The sequence below is a fragment of the Rhizobium sp. SSA_523 genome (genome assembly GCF_030435705.1).
GTDB lineage: Bacteria > Pseudomonadota > Alphaproteobacteria > Rhizobiales > Rhizobiaceae > Neorhizobium.
The window spans coordinates 1,498,185-1,515,536 of record NZ_CP129381.1 but is presented as its reverse complement, the minus strand read 5'-3'; the positions used below and the strand labels follow the sequence as shown (position 1 = coordinate 1,515,536).

10 protein-coding genes, 3 tRNA genes, 3 rRNA genes and 2 pseudogenes are annotated in these 17,352 nt (G+C 59.0%); 3 read left to right on the top strand and 15 right to left on the bottom strand.

Features of this window, described 5'->3' with window-relative positions; translation table 11 throughout:
• Positions 1-186 precede the first annotated feature (186 nt).
• The 10 genes and pseudogenes from QTJ18_RS08145 to QTJ18_RS08105 all read right to left on the bottom strand — a co-directional run.
• A pseudogene (locus QTJ18_RS08145) lies at positions 187-466 on the bottom strand (alpha/beta fold hydrolase); the annotation flags it as partial.
• Positions 467-501: 35 nt separating this feature from the next.
• Positions 502-930 (bottom strand): annotated as a pseudogene (locus tag QTJ18_RS08140) (integrase core domain-containing protein); the annotation flags it as partial.
• Positions 849-1,040: a transposase gene (locus tag QTJ18_RS25535; RefSeq protein WP_354669099.1), complete on the bottom strand. Its 192-nt coding sequence runs from the start codon at positions 1,038-1,040 to the stop codon at positions 849-851. The pseudogene QTJ18_RS08140 and the gene QTJ18_RS25535, both read right to left, overlap by 82 nt.
• A gap of 254 nt (positions 1,041-1,294) precedes the next feature.
• Positions 1,295-1,371, bottom strand: a tRNA-Met gene (locus QTJ18_RS08135).
• A gap of 367 nt (positions 1,372-1,738) precedes the next feature.
• A 5S ribosomal RNA gene (gene rrf, locus QTJ18_RS08130) occupies positions 1,739-1,853 on the bottom strand.
• A gap of 259 nt (positions 1,854-2,112) precedes the next feature.
• A 23S ribosomal RNA gene (locus QTJ18_RS08125) occupies positions 2,113-5,134 on the bottom strand.
• A gap of 582 nt (positions 5,135-5,716) precedes the next feature.
• Positions 5,717-5,792 (bottom strand) — tRNA-Ala (locus QTJ18_RS08120).
• A gap of 165 nt (positions 5,793-5,957) precedes the next feature.
• Positions 5,958-6,034 (bottom strand) — tRNA-Ile (locus QTJ18_RS08115).
• 215 nt (positions 6,035-6,249) lie between these two features.
• Positions 6,250-7,729, bottom strand: a 16S ribosomal RNA gene (locus tag QTJ18_RS08110).
• Together the 16S, 23S and 5S rRNA genes with 3 tRNA genes alongside form the textbook arrangement of a ribosomal RNA operon.
• 681 nt (positions 7,730-8,410) lie before the next feature.
• Positions 8,411-10,012, bottom strand: a complete 1,602-nt coding sequence (locus QTJ18_RS08105) for an AMP-binding protein (RefSeq protein ID WP_489667241.1) — start codon at positions 10,010-10,012, stop codon at positions 8,411-8,413.
• A 323-nt stretch (positions 10,013-10,335) separates the two neighbouring features.
• Here QTJ18_RS08105 and QTJ18_RS08100 point away from each other — a divergent pair, with 323 nt between their 5' ends.
• Positions 10,336-10,794 (top strand): MarR family winged helix-turn-helix transcriptional regulator, encoded by a 459-nt coding sequence (locus QTJ18_RS08100; RefSeq protein WP_252753962.1) that lies wholly within the window; start codon positions 10,336-10,338, stop codon positions 10,792-10,794.
• 62 nt (positions 10,795-10,856) lie between these two features.
• Here the strand turns inward: QTJ18_RS08100 and QTJ18_RS08095 are convergent, their stop codons facing one another.
• Complete coding sequence (locus QTJ18_RS08095) at positions 10,857-11,711, bottom strand: D-amino-acid transaminase (protein WP_252753963.1); 855 nt, start codon at positions 11,709-11,711, stop codon at positions 10,857-10,859.
• A 136-nt stretch (positions 11,712-11,847) separates the two neighbouring features.
• Between QTJ18_RS08095 and QTJ18_RS08090 the strand changes: the two genes are divergently transcribed.
• Together QTJ18_RS08090 and QTJ18_RS08085 are read left to right on the top strand one after the other, a co-directional pair.
• Positions 11,848-12,792 carry a 2-hydroxyacid dehydrogenase gene (locus QTJ18_RS08090; RefSeq protein WP_252753964.1) on the top strand — a complete coding sequence of 315 codons (945 nt, stop codon included), beginning with the start codon at positions 11,848-11,850 and terminating at the stop codon, positions 12,790-12,792.
• Positions 12,793-12,990: 198 nt separating this feature from the next.
• Complete coding sequence (locus QTJ18_RS08085; RefSeq protein ID WP_252753965.1) at positions 12,991-13,581, top strand: SCO family protein; 591 nt, start codon at positions 12,991-12,993, stop codon at positions 13,579-13,581.
• A gap of 100 nt (positions 13,582-13,681) precedes the next feature.
• Here the strand turns inward: QTJ18_RS08085 and minE are convergent, their stop codons facing one another.
• From minE to glpD, 4 genes are all read right to left on the bottom strand, one after another.
• The gene (minE, locus tag QTJ18_RS08080; protein ID WP_252753966.1) at positions 13,682-13,942 is read right to left on the bottom strand and encodes a cell division topological specificity factor MinE; all 261 of its coding nucleotides are present in this window, start codon (positions 13,940-13,942) and stop codon (positions 13,682-13,684) included.
• Positions 13,939-14,754, bottom strand: coding sequence for a septum site-determining protein MinD (gene minD / locus QTJ18_RS08075; protein ID WP_252753967.1), 816 nt, complete (start codon positions 14,752-14,754; stop codon positions 13,939-13,941). The genes minE and minD overlap by 4 nt, the downstream gene beginning before the upstream one ends.
• 31 nt (positions 14,755-14,785) lie before the next feature.
• Entirely contained in the window at positions 14,786-15,553 is a 768-nt protein-coding gene (minC, locus tag QTJ18_RS08070) for a septum site-determining protein MinC (protein ID WP_252753968.1), read from the bottom strand.
• Positions 15,554-15,761: 208 nt separating this feature from the next.
• Positions 15,762-17,276 (bottom strand): glycerol-3-phosphate dehydrogenase, encoded by a 1,515-nt coding sequence (gene glpD / locus QTJ18_RS08065; protein WP_252753969.1) that lies wholly within the window; start codon positions 17,274-17,276, stop codon positions 15,762-15,764.
• Positions 17,277-17,352: the final 76 nt, after the last annotated feature.

The following is a 17,352-nucleotide window of genomic DNA, read 5'->3' as shown; positions in this document are numbered from 1 at the left end:
AGCTAACCCTCTGATTTTAGTCATGCTATCCGACATAAGCATCTAGTGATGGCGTCCAGTCTGCAACGGTTTCCCGACTAGGCGAGACCGGCGTGCTAAAACATCTGAACGCTTGGAGCATTGAAGGCTGTTATCGGGTGCGGCTTCCCGCAACCATGTCGGTAGTTGCAGGAAGCCAGCGGCGTTTCACTTCGCGATCTTGCGATCAAGGAAGCGTCGAATGAGCGGCGCCATCTCATCCAGCTTGTCTTCGAGCGCAAAATGTCCCCTGTCGATAAGATGGAACTCAGCTTCAGGAAGATCGCGCAGACAGGGATGCGCGCCTTCTTCCGGGAAGATCTTGTCGTTCTTGCCCCAGACGACCAGCGTCGGCGGCTTGCGGTCGCGGAAGAAGGCCTGGAACTGCGTATAGGGACAGGTTGGTGCGGTAGTCGTAGAACAGGTCGAGCTGAATATCCTTGTTGCCGCGTGGAGTGCTCCCCGTTTCACCGGACATGTCGGCTAGTTTGATTTAGCCCTGATGAACTGCCGAGGGGAAGCCATCTTGAGCGCGGAATGGGGATGGATTTCGTTGTAGTCCTCGATCCATCCGTCGGTGAGCCGGAGCGCCGTTTCGGCGTCTGGCAGTGCGGATATGCGGATGTAATCCCGCTTCAGGGTTTTGACGAAGGCTTCTGCCATGCCGTTCGATTGTGGACTGGCTACCGGCGTAAAGCAGGGCGTCAGATTGAGCGCTTGGGCAAACAGCCTCGTGTCCCTCGCGGTGTAAGCCGAGCCGTTGTCCGAGAGATGCCCGATTGCGTGCGGGGCTCTCGTTGCTGCGAACCGCTTCTCGACCGCCTCCAGCATCATATCGCGCACGTCAGAGCCGGAGATGCCCGCGTTGGCGACCGCCGTCCAGGCGATGATCTCCCGGTCGAAGGCGTCGACCCGCCTGGTTCGAAACTCTGCTCAATGATTGTCAGCTTCTGCTCGGTTGTCCACCGTCTACGGCGGACATCACCCGTCAGCAATTCAACCTGTCGATACTCGTTAGACATAAGCCTGTCCTCAAGCCTGTACTTGAGCCTTTCTGCTTATGCCGACTGCCCGGTCGAAATGGGGGGCAGTTCAGAGTTCCGAGCAAACCGGCCTGGCCTTGATCGTAAGGGGGCTTCTGGAACGTGCCTCAGCCGAATGCCGTGATTACGAGCCAATGTAGAGGATTGCATGGCTTACCTATCCGCCCCTGCCGCGAGCTATAGAAACGCAAAAAGCCCCGCGAAGGGGGCTTTATTGGGATCGCAGGGATCGTTGGTTGCGGGGGCAGGATTTGAACCTGCGGCCTTCAGGTTATGAGCCTGACGAGCTACCGGGCTGCTCCACCCCGCGTTAGTTTCGAGCGTGCCTTGGGCTGTTTGCCTGGCGGACCGGATGTTTTTGCCCGGTCTTTTTGTTTGTCCGTCCTCGCGCAGTGTAGCTTGCGCTGCGGGCGGACGGGGCTGCTCCACCCCGCGTTAGTTTCGAGCGTGCCTTGGGCTGTTTGCCTGGCGGACCGGCTGTTTTGCCCGGTCTTTTTGTTTGTCCGTCCTCGCGCGGTGTTGCTTGCGCTGCGGGCGGACGGGGCTGCTCCACCCCTTGTCGATACTGAGACTGCGTGTGCGTCGCTTGGAGCGATCATAGCATGTCGAATGCTGGATGTTTGTCCGGTTGGTTTTGTTGTGCGCGAGAAGATTTGTTTTGACATTGCCTTTAGCAGACCTGGCAGCGACCTACTCTCCCGCGTCTTGAGACGAAGTACCATTGGCGCTGGGGCGTTTCACGGCCGTGTTCGGAATGGGAACGGGTGCGGCCGCCCCGCCATGACCACCAGGTCGGCTAAGGGCAATGTGCGCGGCGCATGTTGGTGCGCCGCTTATTGTTCGAGAAGCTGGTGACTGAGGGCTTAGCCAGTAGGCGATAGGCAACAGTCTTTTTTTTGAACACGTCTTTTTGCTTGTCTTGAGCCTGTTCGGGTATGGCACCCGTACAGGCCGGTCGGCCGTCGCACCGGGTGGTGCGGGCCGTCCGCAGCGTGTTTCACGCGTCAGGACAAGACAGATGGCTCATGTTTGATGAGCATGAACAATGAGAACGATGAAGTCGATCGGGCTATTAGTAAGGCTAAGCTTCATGCGTTACCGCACGTCCACACGCCTCCTATCAACGTGGTCGTCTTCCACGGCCCTGATAGGGAATACTCGTTTTCAGGTGGGTTTCCCGCTTAGATGCCTTCAGCGGTTATCCCTTCCATATATAGCTACCCTGCTATGCCGCTGGCGCGACAACAGGTCCACCAGAGATATGTCCATCCCGGTCCTCTCGTACTAGGGACAGATCCTGTCAATATTCCTACACCCACGGCAGATAGGGACCGAACTGTCTCACGACGTTCTGAACCCAGCTCACGTACCGCTTTAATTGGCGAACAGCCAAACCCTTGGGACCTGCTCCAGCCCCAGGATGCGATGAGCCGACATCGAGGTGCCAAACAACCCCGTCGATATGGACTCTTGGGGGTCATCAGCCTGTTATCCCCGGCGTACCTTTTATCCGTTGAGCGATGGCCCTTCCACGCGGGACCACCGGATCACTATGACCGACTTTCGTCTCTGCTCGACTTGTCAGTCTCGCAGTCAGGCGGGCTTATGCCATTGCACTCGACGAGCGATTTCCGACCGCTCTGAGCCCACCATCGCGCGCCTCCGTTACTCTTTCGGAGGCGACCGCCCCAGTCAAACTACCCACCATACACTGTCCCGGGCCCGGATAACGGGTCGCGGTTAGACATCCATGACGATAAGGGTGGTATTTCAAGGATGGCTCCACTCAGACTGGCGTCCAAGCTTCAAAGCCTACCACCTATCCTACACATGCCGACACGAATGCCAGTGTAAAGCTATAGTAAAGGTGCACGGGGTCTTTCCGTCTGACCGCAGGAACCCCGCATCTTCACGGGAATTCAATTTCACTGAGTCTATGTTGGAGACAGCGGGGAAGTCGTTACGCCATTCGTGCAGGTCGGAACTTACCCGACAAGGAATTTCGCTACCTTAGGACCGTTATAGTTACGGCCGCCGTTTACTGGGGCTTCGATTCAAAGCTTGCACCTCTCCTCTTAACCTTCCAGCACCGGGCAGGCGTCAGACCCTATACGTCGTCTTAAAGACTTCGCAGAGCCCTGTGTTTTTGATAAACAGTCGCTACCCCTGGTCTGTGCCACCTCCAAACACTTGCGTATCTGGAGGTCACGCTTCTTCCGAAGTTACGCGTGCAATTTGCCGAGTTCCTTCAACATAGTTCTCTCAAGCGCCTTGGTATACTCTACCTGACCACCTGTGTCGGTTTCGGGTACGGTCTATAATGGTGGCGCTCTTTCCTGGAACCACTAAGCCGCACAATCAATCCAATAAGATCGTACGACAGTCGTGATCCGTCACGTCCACCAGGCCCACGAATATTAACGTGGTTCCCATCGACTACGCGTGTCCGCCTCGTCTTAGGGGCCGGCTAACCCTGCTCAGATTAACTTTAAGCAGGAACCCTTGGTCTTTCGGCGAGGGGTCTCTCACCCCTTTGTCGTTACTCATGTCAACATTCGCACTTCCGATACCTCCAGAGGCCCTCACGGGTCCTCCTTCACAGGCTTACGGAACGCTCCGCTACCACATGCCTTGCGGCACATCCTCAGCTTCGGTGCATGGCTTTAGCCCCGTTACATTTTCGGCGCAAAGACCCTTATTTAGACCAGTGAGCTGTTACGCTTTCTTTAAATGATGGCTGCTTCTAAGCCAACATCCTGGTTGTTTTGGGATCCTCACATCCTTTCCCACTTTAGCCATGACTTGGGGACCTTAGCTGGAGGTCAGGGTTGTTGCCCTCTTCACGACGGACGTTAGCACCCGCCGTGTGTCTGCCGAGTAGTACTCCACGGTATTCGGAGTTTGGTTAGGATCAGTAAGACGGTGAGTCCCCATAGCCCATCCAGTGCTCTACCCCGTGGGTATTCGCTCGACGCTCTACCTAAATAGATTTCGCGGAGAACCAGCTATCTCCGAGTTTGATTGGCCTTTCACCCCTAGCCACAAGTCATCCCAATCTATTGCAACAGATGCGGGTTCGGCCCTCCAGTTGGTGTTACCCAACCTTCAGCCTGCTCATGGCTAGATCACTCGGTTTCGGGTCTAATGCGTCGAACTGAACGCCCTGTTCAGACTCGCTTTCGCTGCGCCTACACCTATCGGCTTAAGCTTGCTCGACACACTAAGTCGTTGACCCATTATACAAAGGTACGCCGTCACCAATTATGGCTCCGACTGCTTGTAGGCATCCGGTTTCAGGTTCTATTTCACTCCCCTCGTCGGGGTGCTTTTCACCTTTCCCTCACGGTACTTGTTCGCTATCGGTCATGCACGAGTACTTAGGCTTGGAGAGTGGTCTCCCCATGTTCAGACAGGATTTCACGTGTCCCGCCCTACTCAAGGACATTCAAAACACTGACGTCTACGGGGCTGTCACCCGCTGCGGCCGACCTTTCCAAATCGTTCGACTTTTGTCTTGAATGCCACTGGCCTGGTCCGCGTTCGCTCGCCACTACTTACGGAGTCTCGGTTGATGTCCTTTCCTGCAGGTACTTAGATGTTTCAGTTCCTGCGTTCGCTTCTAACCCTATGTATTCAAGGTTAGATACCTTATTACAACATCTAGAAACCTGTTGTGCTGAACCCTGCAACCCGGACGCGCCGGGTTCTCTTCTGTCTTCACGCTGTCGCAGGCTTTGCCTGCTTCGCTCCAGACAGGGCGGCAAACGATTGCCGACGACCTAACGGTCTGTACTTCTGCCACACTCGAACCTTGAGCAAGGCACCCATACAGGACGATAGTCCGTCGCCGCTCGTGCGGCGCGCCATCGCAGCGCCGGCCCAAAGGGCCGAACAGCGCGTGAGATCAAAAAACAGCAGAACAGATTTTCTAGATGTCTAAGGTGGGTTTCCCCATTCGGAGATCCATGGATCAAAGCTCATTCGCAGCTCCCCACGGCTTTTCGCAGCGTATCACGTCCTTCTTCGCCTGTGCATGCCAAGGCATCCACCAAATGCCCTTACGACACTTCATCGTTCTCATTGCCAATGCTCATCTTAAGGTGAGGCAATAGCCAGCAGGCAACAGGCACCAGGGATGAACCCTAATGCCAACTGCCTAACCCCTACTGCCTGACCAATCCGGCTACCTTTTACAACCGGACCATTCAGATGCCATCGACGTGTTCGATCAGATCGCTTTGATTGGGGTCACGCCGAGCGACCCACTTCGCGTCTGATCATTAAGACCAGCTTCTCGAGATCAAATCCGAGGATGCGCGGTCAGGCAACATCCACCAGACCATCCGTCAGACAAAGGCCAAAAGCCCCCGAACAACGAACGATCCTTGACTGGCATGAACCCAAAGGGCTCATCCGGATCAATCTTCTCTTCACAATACGGACAAAACAGGCATACGCTTCATCGAAGCGATGCAAACCTAAACTCTCCAGGAAGACAATCTTTCACTCACGCGCCATGCAGCACGATCGCCTCTGCCGGCACCACACTCAACCTTTGAGAGGGCAGCCATACCGGGCGATAGCCCGTCGCCGATCGCTCGGCGCCCCGTCCGCAGCGCAGCAAACGAAGTTTGCGACAGCGTGAGGACGAATAATGGTGGAGCTGAGCGGGATCGAACCGCTGACCCCCTGCTTGCAAAGCAGGTGCTCTCCCAGCTGAGCTACAGCCCCATCCAGCGCTTCAACCGAACAGGTCACCCCAACCGGCTCCAGCAACATTCAATCCCAGACAGGATCCGGTTCAAAACCAGAACGGCAAAAACCCGACGGCCAGACCAAACGACCAGACCAAACCAAACCGAATGTCGTCCCGACCCAACCGGCTCAAACAAGCAATGGTGGGCCCGGGAAGACTTGAACTTCCGACCCCACGCTTATCAAGCGTGTGCTCTAACCAACTGAGCTACGGGCCCATTCCGGATGGCCTGTTTCAGGCATATCCTGTCAAAATTGTCTTCCAAAGAAAGAGAAACGTGGTCGGCGGATTTCGCCATACCGTCGATCTGCAAGCAGTATCGCGGCGTATTTCGGCTCGATCGTGACCTGACTGGTCCGATCTATGTTCTAAAAAGCGGATTTTGCAAGGGCATGGCCATGCGGCCTTGCCTGCTAGAATCGGCTTCCTTAGAAAGGAGGTGATCCAGCCGCAGGTTCCCCTACGGCTACCTTGTTACGACTTCACCCCAGTCGCTGACCCTACCGTGGTCGCCTGCCTCCCTTTAAGGGTTAGCGCAGCGCCTTCGGGTAAAACCAACTCCCATGGTGTGACGGGCGGTGTGTACAAGGCCCGGGAACGTATTCACCGCGGCGTGCTGATCCGCGATTACTAGCGATTCAACTTCATGCACTCGAGTTGCAGAGTGCAATCCGAACTGAGATGGCTTTTGGAGATTAGCTCACACTCGCGTGCTCGCTGCCCACTGTCACCACCATTGTAGCACGTGTGTAGCCCAGCCCGTAAGGGCCATGAGGACTTGACGTCATCCCCACCTTCCTCTCGGCTTATCACCGGCAGTCCCCTTAGAGTGCCCAACCAAATGCTGGCAACTAAGGGCGAGGGTTGCGCTCGTTGCGGGACTTAACCCAACATCTCACGACACGAGCTGACGACAGCCATGCAGCACCTGTGTCCCTGTCCCCGAAGGAAAACCAAATCTCTCTGGCTGTCAGGGCATGTCAAGGGCTGGTAAGGTTCTGCGCGTTGCTTCGAATTAAACCACATGCTCCACCGCTTGTGCGGGCCCCGTCAATTCCTTTGAGTTTTAATCTTGCGACCGTACTCCCCAGGCGGAATGTTTAATGCGTTAGCGGCGCCACCGAACAGTAAACTGCCCGACGGCTAACATTCATCGTTTACGGCGTGGACTACCAGGGTATCTAATCCTGTTTGCTCCCCACGCTTTCGCACCTCAGCGTCAGTTGTGGACCAGTCAGCCGCCTTCGCCACTGGTGTTCCTGCGAATATCTACGAATTTCACCTCTACACTCGCAATTCCACTGACCTCTTCCACACTCAAGACACCCAGTATCAAAGGCAGTTCCGAGGTTGAGCCCCGGGATTTCACCCCTGACTTAAATGTCCGCCTACGTGCGCTTTACGCCCAGTAATTCCGAACAACGCTAGCCCCCTTCGTATTACCGCGGCTGCTGGCACGAAGTTAGCCGGGGCTTCTTCTGTAGGTACCGTCATTATCTTCCCTACTGAAAGAGCTTTACAACCCTAAGGCCTTCATCACTCACGCGGCATGGCTGGATCAGGCTTGCGCCCATTGTCCAATATTCCCCACTGCTGCCTCCGTAGGAGTTTGGGCCGTGTCTCAGTCCCAATGTGGCTGATCATCCTCTCAGACCAGCTATGGATCGTCGCCTTGGTAGGCCTTTACCCCACCAACTAGCTAATCCAACGCGGGCTCATCCATCCCCGATAAATCTTTCCCCAAAAGGGCGTATACGGTATTAGTCCAAGTTTCCCTGGGTTATTCCGTAGGGTTGGGTGAATTCCCACGCGTTACTCACCCGTCTGCCGCTCACCTTGCGGTGCGCTCGACTTGCATGTGTTAAGCCTGCCGCCAGCGTTCGTTCTGAGCCAGGATCAAACTCTCAAGTTGAGAATTCAATCTAGACTGTCACTTGTTCTGAATCGACGAGAACTCACTTGATCCTTCACATCAAAACCAATCCCGCTTCACAGCGAAGTATGGCCCGGTCCAGCCGCCGTCATCGCAAAAGCAATCACATCAGCCAAACCCAGCAAAGAACCGGTGTTCTCATATCAAAACGTGACCGTCTCTAATCGTTTTCCAAAAAGGGCTTTCACCCTCTTTGCGAAACCACGCCGACCACGTTTCTCTTTCTTGTCCATATTCAATTGTCAAAAAACAGACCGAAATCCCGGTCAAAACCAATCGCAAAACCACCAGAGCCAAAACCGAAACCTCGGCTCACAATCAGCATTCAGCCAATGTCTGTGATCTCTAAAACCCCGGCGAACCAAGGATAAACCCCAATCACTCCAGAACGAGAAACTTCGTCGCCAGCAGCGCCGCCGCCCTCGTCAGTGAGCGGCGTTATACGGATAGCACCCCGAAGCGTCAACACCGCCAATCGCAAAAAATCCAAAAAACCGACAAGTCACTGAAATCCATCGGGAATTTCGACAGCACCATCCCCAGCGCCAAAAACTGCGCCGGAAAAACAGGGCAAGGCACCGGCGAATCCGGCTGGAGACAGTGCGCGGAAGACTTCAAGAAGAGATGGCCGGCCCGAGTGGACCGGCGGGCGCGGACGATCTAGGCACCCTTGTGCGCGGGATCGGCGGCGCCACTCTGCCATTGCGCCCGCAAGATGTGCTTTTGCGGCTTGCCTGCCGCATTGCGCGGGATCGCATCGGTGAAGACGTAATGGGCCGGGCGCTTGAAGGCGGCGAGCTTGTCCGTGCAGAGAGCGGCAAGATCGCCCCGCTCCACGCCCTGACCCGGGTTCAGGACGACAAAGGCCGCGCCCGTTTCCCCCCAGCGCGCATCAGCGACACCGATCACGGCGACTTCGGCAATGGCCGGATGCGCCGCAAGGACGCCCTCGACCTCGGCAGGATAAACATTTTCTCCGCCGCTGATATACATGTCCTTCAGGCGGTCGGCGAGGCAATGAAACCCGTCTTCGTCGCGCATGGCCATGTCGCCGGTCCGGAACCAGCCATCGACGAAGGCCGCGGCCGTCTCGGCCGGCTTGTTCCAGTAGCCCGGAGAGATAGAGGGTCCGCGCAGCCAGATCTCCCCGATCTCGCCGCTCTCGCGCTCGCGCCCGGCCTCGTCGCAGATCTTCAACTCGATCAGCGGCGCGGGAAAGCCGACGCTGCCGTGCCGCGTGGCGATCGCCTGCGGATCCAGCGGCATATGCATGACCGTGCCGGCCTCGCTCATGCCGTAACCATTCACCAAAGCGACGCCATCGGCGAGGTAGGATGCAACGAGCGGTGGCGGCAGGGGCGCGCCGCCAATGAAGATCGCCTTCAGGCGCCGCATCTTCTCCGGAGCATAGTCCGGCTGGCCGCGCAGGATGGAGGCCATTTGCGGAACCGCGAAATAATGGGTGACGCCAAGTTCCGCATCATTCAGGCAGGACAGCGTCCGATCCGGCAGGAACCGGTCGGAGATCAGCAGCGTCCCGCCCATCATCAGGGTCGTCCGCGCAATGGCGACGAGCCCGATCGTATGGAAGAAGGGCAGGTCGCAAAAGGTGACGCAGCCGGGAGTGATCTCCCCGACAAAGGAAAAATTGACAGCGGAATAGAAGAGGTTTCGCCGCGTCAGGATCACACCCTTCGGAGCGCCCGTCGTTCCCGATGTGTAGAGCAAGAGAGCCGGCTCATCCGGATCGCTGCGCAGACGGCGCAGCGGCTCTGCCTGCGCCAGCACGCCATCCAGGCTTTCCGACGCACCGTCGAAGGGCAGCGTGCGGACCGAAGGGATGGTCTCCGCGATCTCTCCGGCAACCGCTTCGAACTCTGCCGCATGGATGATGATTTCGGGCCCGCAATCCTTCACGATTGCCGTGAGCTCGGCGGTACTCAACCGCCAGTTCAAGGGCACGAAGATGGCCCGCGCCCGCTGGCAGGCAAAGGCCACCACAATCAGATCGGCGCAATTGCGCGCGAGCGCCGCCACGCGAAACAGGGGGCCACGCGCGCCGAACTGGGTGTTGAGGTAGAAGGCGCAGCGGGCGATGCGGTCATCGAGCTCCGCATAGGTGAGGACGTCGCCGCCTGGTATGGTCCGGATCGCAATCGCCGCCGGCGAGACCCGGGCCCGGTAGCCGACGGGATCCTCCGCGACCAGGCTGAAGGAATTGCCGGCCGCAAAATCCGCCATGTCCAGTTCGGTCTTGTGCATGATCCCTCCTCCCGATGGGCATTGCGCTAAATAGTATGCTACACTTACAATCCTCTAGACGGCTTGGCAAGACGAGCCCCGCCAGGTCTTGTTGGCCGAAGGCCGCCCAAGAGGTGTCCGCAGCAGGGATTGCGCTCACCCATTGCGCCGACCTATGGCATAGGGTGACGCTTTCAGGCTCGAATGCGAGCCGGGACTTGAGCAGGGACTTGTCCCGGGACCTTGAGCGAGACCTTGGTGGAGAGCCTGGGCATTCCGTGAAGGATCTGCGCGCTGGAGCAGAATCAGGATGCACCGGCAACCGGAAGAGAGAGACGAGACGAATGGAAGGGGAGGTCGTGGAAACAGGCGAGGAATTGGAGCAAAGCTGGCTGAAGGGGCTCCTGGGCTATCACCTGCGCATGGCTCATCTGGCGCTCTACCGTGATTTCGCCGCCCATATGGCGGCTTTCGACCTGACGCAGAAGCAACTGGCCGCGCTGGAACTGATCGCAACCAATCCCGGCGCGTCGCAAGTGGATATCGCCAATGCACTCTCGATGGACCGCGCCACGATGATGGGGGTGGTCAAGCGGCTGATGGCCCGCGGTCTTGTGGAACGGCGTCCATCGGCGGTGGACCGGCGCCGGCACGAGATGCGGCTGAGCGAAGCCGGCAGCACCATGCTCGCGGAGGTGCACGGGATCATCGACCAGCATGAAGATGCCTTTTCCTCCGTCCTCTCGCAGGGCGAACGCCGCGAGCTGATCCGGCTGCTGCGCCGCCTCTACGAGCGCAGCTGACCCTTTGCCGGCGCCCTGCAGAGAAAAGAACTTCTGCTCGTGGTGTCCGAGACGATTGGTCGTCAGATCGCATTCTTCAACTTGTCGGCGGTATAGATATCGCGGATCCGCGCTGTCACCGGTCCCGGCACGCCCGTCCCGACCGGCACGCCATCAATGGCAATGACCGGCATGACGAAGCTCGAGGCGGACGTGATGAATGCCTCCGCCGCCGTCTTGGCCTCCTCAACGGAAAAAATCCGCTCCTCGACCGCAAGCCCTTCGGCGCGCGCAAGCTCCAGGATGGAGCCGCGGGTAATGCCGTGCAGGAGCGCGTTGGAAAGCGGCCGGCTGACAAGCGTTCCGTCCTTCGTGACGATATGTACGTTGGACGAGGTGGCCTCGGTGATCATACCGTCCTCCACAAGGAAGGCGTCATCCGCACCGGCCTTCTTCGCCTCCATCTTGGCAAGGGACGAGTAGAGAAGCTGCACGGTCTTGATCTGCCGGTTGACCCAGCGGCCTTCGGGCATGGTGATGACGGAAATTCCCGTCTGCCATTTGGCATTGCCAAGCACCGCGCGCTTCTGGGTGAACATCACGATGGTCGGCTGCAGATCGGCGGAAAAGAGAAAATCGCGATCTTCCGCGCCGCGCGAGATCTGCAGATAGATCAGGCCTTCCTCCAGTGCATTGCGGCGCAGGATCTCCCGGTGAAGGGCAAGGAGCGCATCCTCGCTCAGGTGGAAGCGGATCTGAAGCGCGTCGAGCGACCGCTTCAAGCGGGCCGCATGGCCGGCATAATCGATCAGCTTGCCGCCGATCACCGCCGTCACTTCGTAAATCGCATCGGCAAACAGGAAGCCGCGATCGAAGACGGAGACGCTCGCCTCCTCTTCCGCAACCCACCGGCCGTTGACATAAACGATACGGGACATGAGCTTTCTCCGGGGCACGAATGATGTTGATTGCCTTTGACAGAACAGGATGTCGTGATTCGGGCAAGGGCAGGACTTGACCTCCCGGCAGAGGCGATGACAAGACAAAGTTCCCATGCAGAAAGAACAGGAACCGATGAGACCGCCAATCGCCTTCGTCACGCGTGCCACCGCCGAAGAGGGCGAAGCCTGGCTCTCGGTGCTCCGCCAGGCCATGCCGCAGGAGCGGATTCTCGCTTTTGCATCCATGAGTGCGGCCGACAGGCAGGCTGCCGACATCGCCATCGTGGCCAATCCGGATCCCGCGGATGTGGCGCAACTGACTGGCCTGTCTTTCATTCACAGCCTCTGGGCCGGCGTTGAACGGCTGGTCATGGAGCTGGGCGATGGCGCGCCCCCCATCGTCCGGCTGGTCGATCCGGAACTGTCGCGCGTCATGGGTGAGGCCGTGCTGGCCTGGACCTATTATCTCCAGAGAGACATGCCCGCCTATCGGCAGCGCCAGGCGGAGCGGCTTTGGGAACCGAGACCCTATCGCCATCCCAAGGAGACGACGATCGGTCTTCTCGGCCTGGGAGCGCTCGGCAGCGAGGCTGCACAGCGCCTGGTGGGTGCGGGCTTTGCGGTTCAAGGCTGGAGCCGTACGCCGCGGAGCCTGCCGGATGTCGAGACCTTCAGCGGCGAGGACGGGCTGGATCGTATCCTGTCCTCGAGCGATATCATCGTCTGCCTCCTGCCGCTCACTCCGCAGACACGCGGCCTTTTGAACGCCGAGAGGCTGGCGCGTCTGAAAGACAAGGCGGCCCTCATCAATTTTGCCCGCGGGGCGATCATTCCGGCCGCCGATCTCATTGCTGGCCTCGATGCGGGGCGCATCGCGCATGCCGTGCTCGATGTCTTCGAAACGGAGCCCCTGCCCGTCGACTCACCCCTTTGGACCCATCCAAAGGTGACGGTGCTCCCACATATTTCCGCTCCGACAACTGAGGGGAGCGCCGCGAAGATTGTCGCCGGGAACGTCGACCAGTTTCGCAAGGCGGGCAAATTGCCGAAGACGGTCGACCGCAAGCGCGGCTATTGATCCGCCCGAGGTCAGGAAAGCACGCCCGCAACCCGTGAAGGCGGGCAAACTGCCGCATTGTCCGGCCGCGCGCTGAGGACTAAGGCTGACATCGGCGCGGATCGGCGCGGATCGGCACCGTTCGGGAAGTCGGCACCGCGCAGGCGCAGACCGATCGTAGATCGCGGCCATGTGAGACCATGACGAAGGAGTTGAGACGTGACCCGCAATCCCATGCTTCTGCTTGCAGCCGGTTTTGCCAGCGTTTTCCTTGCCGGCCTGGTGGCGATCATCATGTGGGTATCGGCCGATAGCGCCAATGCCCGCACGGGTCCCTTCAATGCCCGTTTCGCCTTGCTGAACGACGAGGGCCAACCGGTGGATGAAAGCCTGTTCAAGGGGGCACCGTCCCTGGTCTATTTCGGCTACACCCATTGCCCCGAAGTCTGCCCGACCACTCTGTTTGAAGTCTCGGGCTGGCTGAAGGCGCTGGGACCCGAGGGCGACAGGCTGAAAGCCTATTTCTTCACCGTGGATCCGACGCGCGACACGCCGTCGATCATGCATGCCTATGTCCGCTCCATCACCGACAGGATCACCGGCATAACCGGCACGCCGGAGGAAATGAAGAAAGTGACGGAAGGCTGGATGATTCATGCCGCGCGAAGCTATGGCGATGACAGCGACTATCACATGAGCCATACGACATCGCTTCTCTTGATCGGCGCCGACGGCCGGCTGAAGGGTATGATTCCCTATGGCGAGGATCAGGATCAGGCGCTGTCCAAGATTCGCGAGAGACTCTTGTGAAAATCGAGTGAGGGTCTGTGTAGCCGCCAAAACGGCTGAAGGGCCGCATCGGCGGCCCTTTCAACATTTCTATATATGCCGTTGCGAGCTGACCGTTTGATCAGGCTGCCTGCATGCGTGCATTCAGCGGGATTTCGACATCGATCTCCAGGATCGAGACATGCTCGTCGCGATCCATCTTGACCTGAACCCGCTCGCTGTCGAGTTCGACATGCTTGGCAATGACCGCCAGGATCTCCTCGCGCAGGATGGCGACCAGATCCGAACCATTGGATGCCCGCTCATGGGCCAGAAGCACCTGCAGACGCTCTCGCGCCAGCGGAGCCGACCGCTGCTTGTTGAAAAGCCTGAAGATATTCATGCGGCCCTCCGTGCGAAGATCTTGCCCAGCAGGCCGCGCTTGTCTTCCGGAATGGAGACCGGCACATCTTCACCCGCCAGGCGGCGGGCCGCTTCGAAATAGGCCAGCGAGGGGGCGCAACGGGCATCGGCGAGGGTCACAGGTGCGCCGAGGTTGGAAGCGCGCAGCACATCCATGCTTTCCGGAATGATGCCGAGCAGCGGAATGGAGAGGATTTCCAGAACGTCTTCGACCTTCAGCATGTCGCCGCGCTGGGCACGCACGGCGTCGTAACGGGTGAGAAGAAGATGTTTTTCCATCCGCTCGCCGCGTTCCGCCTTCATCGTCTTGGAATCCAGAAGGCCGATGATGCGGTCGGAATCGCGTACCGACGAGACTTCCGGATTGGTGACGACAACGGCGATATCGGCATGCCGCATGGCAAGCGTCGCGCCGCGTTCGATACCGGCCGGGCTATCGCAGATGACCCAGTCGAAATAACGCTTCAGCTCGTTGATCACCCATTCGACTCCCTCGGGGGTGAGGTTGTCCTTGTCGCGTGTCTGGGAGGCGGGCAGCAGGAAAAGGTTTTCCAGCCGCTTGTCGCGGATCAGCGCCTGGGTCAGTTTGGCATCGCCTTGGATGACGTTGATCAGGTCATAGACGACCCGTCGTTCCGCACCCATGACGAGGTCCAGATTGCGCAGGCCCACATCGAAATCCACCACAACGACTTTTTCGTTGCGCTGGGCGAGCGCGGCTCCTAATGCGGCTGTCGAGGTTGTCTTGCCAACCCCGCCTTTGCCCGAGGTGACGACGATTACCTTCCCCATCTTAATCTCCTGTGAGTGAGCGTGGTTCGGCTCAGTTGAGTTTCTCGGCCATGATCGAATCGCCTTCCAGCCAAAGCTGCACGGGTTCTCCCAGCAGTTCGGAAGGCAGGTCCTCGGCCATCTTGTAAATACCGTCGATGGCGATCAGCTCCGCTTCCAGCTTTCGGCAGAAGATGCGGGCTGCCGCGTTTCCGACAGAGCCAGCCATCGCGCGTCCGCGCAGGGCTCCGTAGATATGGACGGAGCCGCCTGCGATGACTTCGGCGCCCGAAGCAACGGAGCCGACGATGGTGACATCCCCTTCCGTAAAGATGATCGATTGCCCGGACCTTACGGGCTGATTGATCACCAGCGAGGCCTGCGGCGAGCGCGCCTCCACGGTCACGGTGGGTGCAACCGCCTGCTCGACGGTCGATCGGTCGTCTCCTGCGGTCTCGGCGGGGGCGCCGGCGGATGTTTCCGTCTGCTCGACCTCGACATCGCCGGCCGGCCGGCCGCCCTTCAGGACCGGCGGCATTCCCGGCGATATCATCGAGGGTTTGGCGCCTTCTATGCCCATGATGCGGACATTGCGCTCACCGAGCTTGTCCAGGAAGCCGGACAGTTCGGTGCGGCTGATACCAAGATCCGCCACGTCCAGGACGACAGGCCGGTTCAGGAAGAAGCCGGCCGAGCGTGCGGCAAGATCATCCAGCCGCACCAGCCAGTCATCGAGCGGCAGGTCGGGGGTCAACACGACCGCAAGAAAGGAGCGGCCCTTGATCCTGATGGAGCGAGAGTCTGTTAGCACTTTGGTCATCTACGTAAACAAATCGTTGACTATGGGTACTGCTGATTTGGTTAACGAATGGTTAACGCGGACCTGCCGAGGGTAAGGTTTGCCCTTATTTTCAAGCCGCTGCTCGTCTGATCCGCCAGACAGAAAGAAGCCGGCGCGGGTCAGACCTGAACAATGAAAAACGGCCCGCAAAGCGGGCCGGTGATCGTGGGGGAGGCAGTGTCGGCGCTCAGGCCGCTTGACGTGCCGCCGCCATGTAATCCTGCAGTTCGGTCGCCTGACCGGCAGAGAGGAAGAGGCCTTGCTTGGTCCGTCGCCAGAGCACATCCTCCGCCGTGCAGGCCCATTCCTTGTCGATCAGCCACTGCACTTCGACGCCGAACAGCGTGCCGCCGAAATGCCGGCCGAGATCCGCTTCCGATCGCGCATTTCCAAGAATGGCCGTCGCATCGGTTCCATAGCAGCGGATCAGCCGCTCGGCATGGATCCGCTGCAGGAACGGGTAGTCGCGCAGCAGGGCCTGTACGAGGCTTTCGAAAGCATCGACGGCAAAATCCGCGCCGGGCAGCCTGCTCCCCGCCGTCCAGGGAGCACCGCGCGTGCCGATCGCCGCGCCGATCTTCTCCAGCGCATGTTCTGCCAGCCGGCGATAGGTGGTGAGCTTTCCGCCGAACACATTGAGAAGCGGGGCGTCCGCCCCCTCCCCTTCCAGCTTGAGAACGTAATCGCGGGTAGCTTCCTGCGCCTTCGAGGCGCCGTCGTCGAACAGCGGACGGACTGCGGAATAGCTCCAGACGATATCCTCCGGCCGCACGGGCTCCGCGAAATATTCGCTGGCGGCGCCGCAGAGATACCGGATCTCCTCATCGCTGATGCGAACATCCTTGGGGTCAGCGGTGTAATCGCGATCCGTCGTGCCGATCAGCGTGAAGTCGCCCTCATAGGGAATGGCGAAGAAAATACGGTTGTCCGGGTTCTGGAAGAAATAGGCCCGCTTGTGGTCGAACTTCTTGCGCACGATGATGTGCGAGCCCTGGACCAGACGAACATTATGCGCATTGTTACGGCCAAGCGCGCCGTTCAGAACCTGGTCGACCCATGGACCGGCGGCATTGACCAGCATGCGGGCTCTGTAGGTGGATGTCGCACCGGTTTCAGCATGGCGGATGTCGATCGTCCAGATGCCATCCTGGCGGCGGGCGGAGACGACCTTCGCGCGGTTGAAGATCGTGGCGCCGCGCAACGCGGCGTCCCGCGCATTGAGGACCACCATGCGCGCATCGTCCACCCAGCCGTCCGAATATTCGAAGGCGCGGCCGAAGATCGGCTTCAGCGGCTTGCCGGCCTCGTCCTGCCGCAGGTCGAGCGTACGCGTCGGCGGCAGCAGCTTGCGGCCGCCAAGATGGTCGTAGAGGAAAAGACCGAGGCGGATCAGCCAGGCCGGGCGAATGCCGCCCTTCTGGTAAGGGAGAACGAAACGCAGCGGCCAGATGACATGCGGTGCCATGGCCCAGAGGATCTCGCGCTCCATCAGAGCTTCGCGCACCAGGCGGAATTCGTAATGTTCGAGATAGCGAAGTCCACCATGGATCAGCTTCGTCGCGCCGGAGGACGTGCCGGAAGCGAAATCATCCATCTCCGCCAGCGCCACCGAATAGCCGCGGCCGACTGCGTCGCGCGCGATTCCGCAGCCATTAATGCCGCCGCCAACGACGAACAGATCGTAGATTCGTTCTTCCACCATATCTCCACCTTTCGCAACGCACCATCACTTCGGCGAATGCGAAACACAAAAAATAGATAGTGAAAATGATACGAAT

What these genes read in the sequence shown, in the direction of transcription:
- QTJ18_RS25535 (WP_354669099.1), bottom strand. Translation starts at nt 1,040, where the DNA reads ATGTCTAACGAGTATCGACAGGTTGAATTGCTGACGGGTGATGTCCGC.
- QTJ18_RS08105 (WP_489667241.1), bottom strand. Translation starts at nt 10,012, where the DNA reads ATGCACAAGACCGAACTGGACATGGCGGATTTTGCGGCCGGCAATTCC.
- QTJ18_RS08100 (WP_252753962.1), top strand. Translation starts at nt 10,336, where the DNA reads ATGGAAGGGGAGGTCGTGGAAACAGGCGAGGAATTGGAGCAAAGCTGG.
- QTJ18_RS08095 (WP_252753963.1), bottom strand. Translation starts at nt 11,711, where the DNA reads ATGTCCCGTATCGTTTATGTCAACGGCCGGTGGGTTGCGGAAGAGGAG.
- QTJ18_RS08090 (WP_252753964.1), top strand. Translation starts at nt 11,848, where the DNA reads ATGAGACCGCCAATCGCCTTCGTCACGCGTGCCACCGCCGAAGAGGGC.
- minE (WP_252753966.1), bottom strand. Translation starts at nt 13,942, where the DNA reads ATGAATATCTTCAGGCTTTTCAACAAGCAGCGGTCGGCTCCGCTGGCG.
- minD (WP_252753967.1), bottom strand. Translation starts at nt 14,754, where the DNA reads ATGGGGAAGGTAATCGTCGTCACCTCGGGCAAAGGCGGGGTTGGCAAG.
- minC (WP_252753968.1), bottom strand. Translation starts at nt 15,553, where the DNA reads ATGACCAAAGTGCTAACAGACTCTCGCTCCATCAGGATCAAGGGCCGC.
- glpD (WP_252753969.1), bottom strand. Translation starts at nt 17,276, where the DNA reads ATGGTGGAAGAACGAATCTACGATCTGTTCGTCGTTGGCGGCGGCATT.